Raw genomic sequence first — 6,081 nt, forward strand, 5'->3', positions numbered from 1 at the left:
GCCTGCGCTGACTTTCTTGGACTTCTTTGCACTTTGTTGGAGAGACAAAAACATGCATCACCGATCACAAGCAACGCGTGCCGTTCTGGCTGCCAGCGCCCATTACTGGCGCATGCACATCAATGCCCGCCAGTCGCTGCCGAACCATGCACCGCGCCGCTTCGCACGCATTGCGGCAGGCCGGTGCAGACAGGCTCCGGCCAACACCTCGGCCAAGTTGCGCCAGGGCTGAGGTTTCCCACTTTTCCACGGAGAGCAAGACATGAACGTGCATGAGATCGACAACGCACCGTCCCGCAAGGATGCAGACACCTGCAAGAAGCGCCGCCGCTCCGTGCCGGTGGCGGTGTATGCCAAGGGCGGCTTGCAGCCGGGCGACCGCCTGCTGCCGCTGGCCGAGGTGGAGCGCATGACTTCGGCCAAGAAGAGCTGGATTTACTACCGCATCGGGCAGGGGCTGTTTCCCCGCCCGATCCGCCTGTGTGCAGGCCGCCGCGTGGCCTGGAGCGAGCGGGCCATTCAAGCCTGGATCGAGGCCCAGTCTGCCGGTGCGGGCGGCTTGAGCGATGTGCCTGAACGCAATACCGAGGGAGAAAAGGTATGAGCCGATTACCCGATCAATGGACGCCCAGCCCCGCTGCCGAGAAAGCCATTCAGGCGGCGCAACTGCAGGCTCAGAGGCTGCTGCGACTGGCCGCCGAGCATCTGCAGGGCAACAAGGTGCCGGAGGATGAAGTGCTGTATCAGGTGCGGATTCCTGCAGACCCTGGCAACCCGCATGCGGCTCTGCATCTGCAGATCGTATGGCCCGGCGTGCTGCAGCTGGTGAAGGCCCGCGTCGGCTTGCTGCAAAGCGCCAATCTGGGCGATGCAAGCTGGGTGATGCCCGAGCGGCTGGCCCAGCTGCGGGTCCGCTGCCCGGCAGACCGCGTGCTGCTCAAGTCCACCATGCGCCGCCCGCACACCCTGCCGGTGAAGGTGAGCTTCGATGCTTCGGGCGTGCTGCGCGTGATGCATGCCCGTACGCACAAGCTGCTGGCGGTGTCTGCACAGGGTGCGCCGTTCAAGCTGTCGCCCGATTTTCAGGCGCTGACCTTTCATGATCTGATGCCGAGGCTGCGATGAGTGGCACGCCGATTTCTGTCGCCCTGCTGGGCGAGGCGCTGGGCTTTATCCCGGCAAGCCTGCCGCGTGACGAATGGGCACGCGTGGGCATGGCGATCAAAAGCGAGTTTCCGGACGACGCGGGCTGGGGACTGTTTCGAGACTGGAGCGCCAGGGATGCGGCCAGCTTCGACGAGGCTGCGGCATTGAGCACATGGCGCAGCATCAAGGCCGGTGGCGGGGTGGGCGTGTCCACCTTGCTTTATCTAGCCAAGCAGCACGGCTTCAAATTGCCGCGGCGAAGCAAGGGGCCGCATGTGCCGGGCCAGCAGCTGCAGGCCAGAGCGGTGCAAAAGTCGCCCGCGGCCAAAGCCGCCGAAGAAGCGCAGCAAAGGGCTGCCCATCAGGCCGTTGCCCGGCAGGCCGTGCAGCTGTGGGATGCCGCCAGCACCACGGGAAACAGTGCGTATTTGCACCGAAAAGGCGTGATGGGCTACGGCGTGCGCCATGCCGCCGATGGCTGCCTGCTGGTGCCGCTGCGGGACGAGAAAGGCGAGCTGTGGAATGTGCAACGCATTGCCCCGGCCAAGCCTGCCAAGGGGCCGGACAAGCTGTTTTTGAAGGGCGGCAGAAAGTCGGGCCTGTGGCACATGCTGGGCGGTGCCGAGGGCGCCGAAACCGTGTTGCTGGCCGAGGGCTATGCCACGGCCGCCAGCCTGCGGCAGGCCACGGGCTTGCCGGTGGCCACGGCCTTTGATGCGGGCAACTTGCTGCATGTGGCCAAGGCCTTGCATGGGCTGATGCCCGAGGCCTTGCTGGTGGTGTGCGGCGATGACGATGCCGCCGCCGAGCAAAAGATGGGCCGCAATACCGGGCGCAGCAAGGCGAATGCAGCCGCTGCGGCCGTGGGCGGTGCGGTGGTCTTCCCCACGGATCTGCCCGAGGGCGGCAGCGACTTCAACGACATGCATCTGGCCCGCAGCCTGGAGGCCGTGAAGGCGTGCGTGATGGCTGCGATTGAGCAGCACCACAAGAATGCCACCCAGGCGGCAGACCCACAGCAAGGGCATGAGCTGGGGCCTGATGCTGCGCCTGCGCAAACGGGCGACGACCCGTTCAGCGTGACGCAATACGGCGTGTGGTTTCATGGCCGTGACAAGGACGGCAACCCGGCCCGCCCGCTGTGGTTGTGCTCGCCCCTGCAGGTGGAGGCGCTGACGCGCAATCAGGAGGGCATGGGCTGGGGCTACCTGCTGACCTTTGAAGACCCATTGGGCGTGCCGCGCCAGTGGGCCATGCCGGCCCGCATGCTGAGCGGCGACGGCGGCGAGTACCGGGGCACGCTGCTGAACATGGGCCTGCGCATTGCCACGGCACCCATGGCCAGAAACCGGCTGACCGAGTACATCCAGACCCGCAAGCCCGGTGCGTTTGCCAGCTGCACAGACCGCATAGGCTGGCACAAGCGGGCCTTTGTGCTGCCGCATGAAACCATTGGCGACGAGGATGAGCGCATTGTTTTTCAGTCGGATGCGGCGATGGAAAACACCTTCCGCATCAGGCGCGGCGTGGATGACTGGATCGAGCACGTAGGCCGCTACTGTGCGGGCAACAGCCGCATGGTGTTTGCGGTGTGCTGTGCGTTTGCCGGGCCGATGCTGCGGCCTGCGGGCATGGAGAGCGGCGGCTTTCACATTCGGGGCGGCAGCTCGTCGGGCAAGACCACGGCGGCGCGTGTGGCGGCCAGCGTTTATGGCGGGCCGGACTATATGCAGCGCTGGCGCACCACGGACAACGCATTGGAGGTGATTGCGGCCCAGCATTGCGACAGTCTGCTGATTCTGGACGAGCTGTCTCAGGTGGACGGCAAAGTGGCGGGCGACTGTGCCTACATGCTGGCCAACGAGCAGAGCAAGGCGCGATCGACACGCACGGGCGCTGCACGTTCGCGGCTGTCGTGGCGCCTGCTGTTTCTGAGCACGGGTGAGCTGAGTTTGAGCGATCACATGGCCGAGGGCGGCAAGCGCTCCAGAACCGGCCAGGACGTGCGCATGGCCGATATCCCCGCCGAAGCGGGCAAGGGCTGGGGAGCCTTCGAGCATTTGCATGGTCAGCCGGATCCGGCCTCTCTGGCCGGTTTGTTGACCCGCGGGACCGAGCGCTGCCATGGTGCCGTCGGCCGTGCTTTTCTGCAGTGGGCCACGGCCCATGCAGAAACCTTGCCCAAGCGTTTGCGGGATGCTGCGAACGTGCTTGCCACGGCCTGGATGCCGCAGGGTGCCAGCGGACAGGTGGCGCGTGTGGCGGCCCGTTTTGCCCTGGTTGCGGTGGCCGGTGCCATGGCGACCGAAGCGGGTCTGACCGGCTGGAACGAAGGCGAGAGTGAGGACGCGGTGAAAGCCTGCTTCGACGCATGGCTGGCCGGCCGTGGCGGAGCCGGCAGCGGCGAAGTGACGGCCATGCTGCGGCAGGTGCGGGCCTTCTTTGAAGCGCATGGCGAGGGCCGCTTTACGTGGTGGCATCGAGCTGCAGACGATCACAGCGTGAAGACGTTGCAGCGGGCCGGATATCGGCGTCTGGTCGATGCAGAGGGCAAGCCTGTGAAGGCCGAGCCGAAGCTGAGCGGCCCACGCCTGAACGGCGACGATCAGCGGCTGTACGACGAGCTGCTGCCTGCGGTGGCCTCGGAGGATATGCAGGTGGAGTTCTTCGTGCTCCCCGAGGTGTTCCGTAACGAGGTCTGCAATGGCTACGACTACACGGCCGTGTGCAGCGTGCTGCTGCAGCATGGCTGTCTGAAGCCGGGCAAGGGCCGAGCCTATGACGACAAACAGCGCCTGCCCGGTCTGGGGCAGGCACGCTGCTATCGCATCACGTCGTCGATCTATGAGCTGGAGGTGTGAATGACCGAATGCAAGCGAAGGAGCCGGGCCGGCCGCCTGCCCGAAAACCCCATCCGGCGTGTACGCATTGCTGCCCGTTTGCTGCGTGAGCACCATGGCGAGCTGGCTGCATGGCTGGAAACCGCGGTGCAGGAACACATCCGGCAGGGCACCGATATGGACAAGGCGCTGGGCTTTGCGGGCACGCTGGGCCGCACGCCCCGTTTCGATGTGCTGCGCGTGCAGCGCAACCGCCTGTTGTCGCGTGCATTGCGGCATCTGCATGGCGATATGCGGGCACTGCACCGTGAAGTGCAGCTGTATCTGGAGCGGGTGCCCGAGCACCTCAAAGACCGGCAGCAACCGGATGCGGGCTGGTCTGCCGCACGCAGCCTGATACACCGGGCCAGCCACCAGGGGCTGGGCCTGCCCGCCACGCTGGACGGGCTGCGCAAGGCCTTGCGGAACATGGGCTGCAGCTGAGTCGATGGCGTGCGCACGGCACGAATACGCGGGCTGTGGCTGTTGATTCTCGGGCTGCAGGGCGAGCATTGCTCTTGTCACAACGGCACTTGAACGGAGAGCACATGCCAAGCTATGACAAGGCAAAGATGATGCGGCTGCTGGAAGCAAAGCGGGCCATGCATCTGACATCGAATGACTTCTATGTTCGCCTGCGCGAACTGAGAGAGCACATCAGCGGCAAGCGCACCTTCATGCGCAGCAATGCCAATATGCACGAGAGCCGGGATCAGGTGGAGGCCATGCTCGAACTGCCGCTGGAAAAGGCCCGTGCTTTGACGCGGGAGCAGGTCGAGAAATTCCAGCGTCCCACATACACCCGTTCAGGCACTCAACACAACGATGCACCAACAGGCATCAGCTACGGCCTGTGGGGCGAGTACCTGCAACTGCTGGAGCGCCAGCAGCGCCTGGAGGCCGAAAAAGAGCGCGTGCACATGGCACAGAGCGAGCAATTTGCGTGCGTCGGTCCGCTGGTGAAAGCCGTCATTCAATGGGGTTTCAATTCCCCCGAGCATGAGCTGTGAGGTTGGGCATGGAACTGATTCAAAAAATCGACAAGTTGCGCGAACAGATCGCGCAGATCAAGGAAGAAATCGACTGGCTGGAGCAGGCACCGCTGTCCCGCGAAGACCTCAAGGCCCGAGTGTCCGTGTGGTTCGATCGCATGTCGAGCGATGCCGCAGAGGTCAACAACAAGTTTCTGAGCTTGCGCAATCCGGGGGCATCCGTCACCGAGGTGAACCCTTTGCGCGTGACGCAGGGGTTGAATTTGCCGGTGGGGCAAAGCAATGCTTCGGGGATGCTGAATATCTCGATCGCACCGCAGCTGATCTGGCTGTTTGGCGACACGATCAAAAAGGTATTTCTGGCCAAGGTGGATGCCATGGACTATGTGCCCGGCCTGCCGCTGACCGAACGCACCACACGCCGCGAACAGCTGACCACGCAGTTGCGCACGCTGGAGGAAAAAGAAGAAGAGCTGATTTGCGAAGCCGAGCTGGCCAACCTGCCGATCTACCGCCGGGCCGACGCCGATCCCGCCGTGGTGCTGGCCTACGACCCGGACGGAGACATGGGGGCACAAGGTGCACGGATGGTGAGCGTCAGCAGCAGCGCCCCCACATCGAACCCAGCCGCGCCCTAGAGCAAAAGCGCTTGCAGGTCTGCGGTGCCGGGCTTTACTCCTTTGCCCACGAAAAGACCACCGCGGGCCTGCAAGCGTGAATGGCTGACATGACAGGGCGGCCACTGTCATTGCCTTTCGGAAAGAGGCTTCAAGGACTCCTTCGGGAGTCCTTTTTTTATTGAGTGCCTCTCAAAGACTGATGCCAGAATTCACTTCACTTGAACAAGTAATACGGGGTCGATATGGAGGAGTTGCTCGCCTGGATGAAGGCAAATCAGGATCTCTCTGGTTGGGCGCAAACTGCAGGTGCGCTCTTTGCGTTGCTAATCGCGCTCTTGGTGCCTTTGAATCGACCAGGGTTTCCTAGATAGCAGCAAGCCTCTCGGAATTGCGCCTCTCGAACTCTATCGGAGACAGGCCATCCGCAGACGAATGTCTGCGGAT

The 6,081-nt window shown here is 63.8% G+C and carries 7 protein-coding genes; all 7 read left to right on the plus strand.

Annotation, left to right across the window (positions count from 1 at the left end; translation table 11 throughout):
* Positions 1 to 52 precede the first annotated feature (52 nt).
* The 7 genes from V8Z74_RS12080 (at position 53) to V8Z74_RS12110 (ending at position 5,655) form a co-directional block, all read left to right on the plus strand.
* The gene (locus V8Z74_RS12080) at positions 53 to 232 is read left to right on the plus strand and encodes a hypothetical protein (RefSeq protein WP_349709438.1); all 180 of its coding nucleotides are present in this window, start codon (positions 53 to 55) and stop codon (positions 230 to 232) included.
* Between the two features lie 30 nt (positions 233 to 262).
* Complete coding sequence (locus V8Z74_RS12085; RefSeq protein ID WP_083526638.1) at positions 263 to 604, plus strand: helix-turn-helix transcriptional regulator; 342 nt, start codon at positions 263 to 265, stop codon at positions 602 to 604.
* The gene (locus V8Z74_RS12090; protein ID WP_349709439.1) at positions 601 to 1,125 is read left to right on the plus strand and encodes a hypothetical protein; all 525 of its coding nucleotides are present in this window, start codon (positions 601 to 603) and stop codon (positions 1,123 to 1,125) included. The genes V8Z74_RS12085 and V8Z74_RS12090 overlap by 4 nt, the downstream gene beginning before the upstream one ends.
* Positions 1,122 to 4,007, plus strand: a complete 2,886-nt coding sequence (locus tag V8Z74_RS12095) for a DUF927 domain-containing protein (protein ID WP_349709441.1) — start codon at positions 1,122 to 1,124, stop codon at positions 4,005 to 4,007. Before V8Z74_RS12090 ends, V8Z74_RS12095 begins: the two co-directional genes overlap by 4 nt.
* The gene (locus tag V8Z74_RS12100; protein WP_349709442.1) at positions 4,008 to 4,469 is read left to right on the plus strand and encodes a hypothetical protein; all 462 of its coding nucleotides are present in this window, start codon (positions 4,008 to 4,010) and stop codon (positions 4,467 to 4,469) included. It begins immediately after the preceding gene.
* Between the two features lie 104 nt (positions 4,470 to 4,573).
* Positions 4,574 to 5,035 carry a hypothetical protein gene (locus V8Z74_RS12105; protein WP_066477622.1) on the plus strand — a complete coding sequence of 154 codons (462 nt, stop codon included), beginning with the start codon at positions 4,574 to 4,576 and terminating at the stop codon, positions 5,033 to 5,035.
* 8 nt (positions 5,036 to 5,043) lie between these two features.
* Positions 5,044 to 5,655 (plus strand): hypothetical protein, encoded by a 612-nt coding sequence (locus V8Z74_RS12110; protein ID WP_349709443.1) that lies wholly within the window; start codon positions 5,044 to 5,046, stop codon positions 5,653 to 5,655.
* Positions 5,656 to 6,081 lie beyond the last annotated feature (426 nt).

The organism is Comamonas sp. w2-DMI, from assembly GCF_040187735.1.
Classification (GTDB): Bacteria; Pseudomonadota; Gammaproteobacteria; order Burkholderiales; family Burkholderiaceae_C; genus Comamonas; species Comamonas terrae.

What these genes read in the sequence shown, in the direction of transcription:
- V8Z74_RS12080 (WP_349709438.1), top strand. Translation starts at nt 53, where the DNA reads ATGCATCACCGATCACAAGCAACGCGTGCCGTTCTGGCTGCCAGCGCC.
- V8Z74_RS12085 (WP_083526638.1), top strand. Translation starts at nt 263, where the DNA reads ATGAACGTGCATGAGATCGACAACGCACCGTCCCGCAAGGATGCAGAC.
- V8Z74_RS12090 (WP_349709439.1), top strand. Translation starts at nt 601, where the DNA reads ATGAGCCGATTACCCGATCAATGGACGCCCAGCCCCGCTGCCGAGAAA.
- V8Z74_RS12095 (WP_349709441.1), top strand. Translation starts at nt 1,122, where the DNA reads ATGAGTGGCACGCCGATTTCTGTCGCCCTGCTGGGCGAGGCGCTGGGC.
- V8Z74_RS12100 (WP_349709442.1), top strand. Translation starts at nt 4,008, where the DNA reads ATGACCGAATGCAAGCGAAGGAGCCGGGCCGGCCGCCTGCCCGAAAAC.
- V8Z74_RS12105 (WP_066477622.1), top strand. Translation starts at nt 4,574, where the DNA reads ATGCCAAGCTATGACAAGGCAAAGATGATGCGGCTGCTGGAAGCAAAG.
- V8Z74_RS12110 (WP_349709443.1), top strand. Translation starts at nt 5,044, where the DNA reads ATGGAACTGATTCAAAAAATCGACAAGTTGCGCGAACAGATCGCGCAG.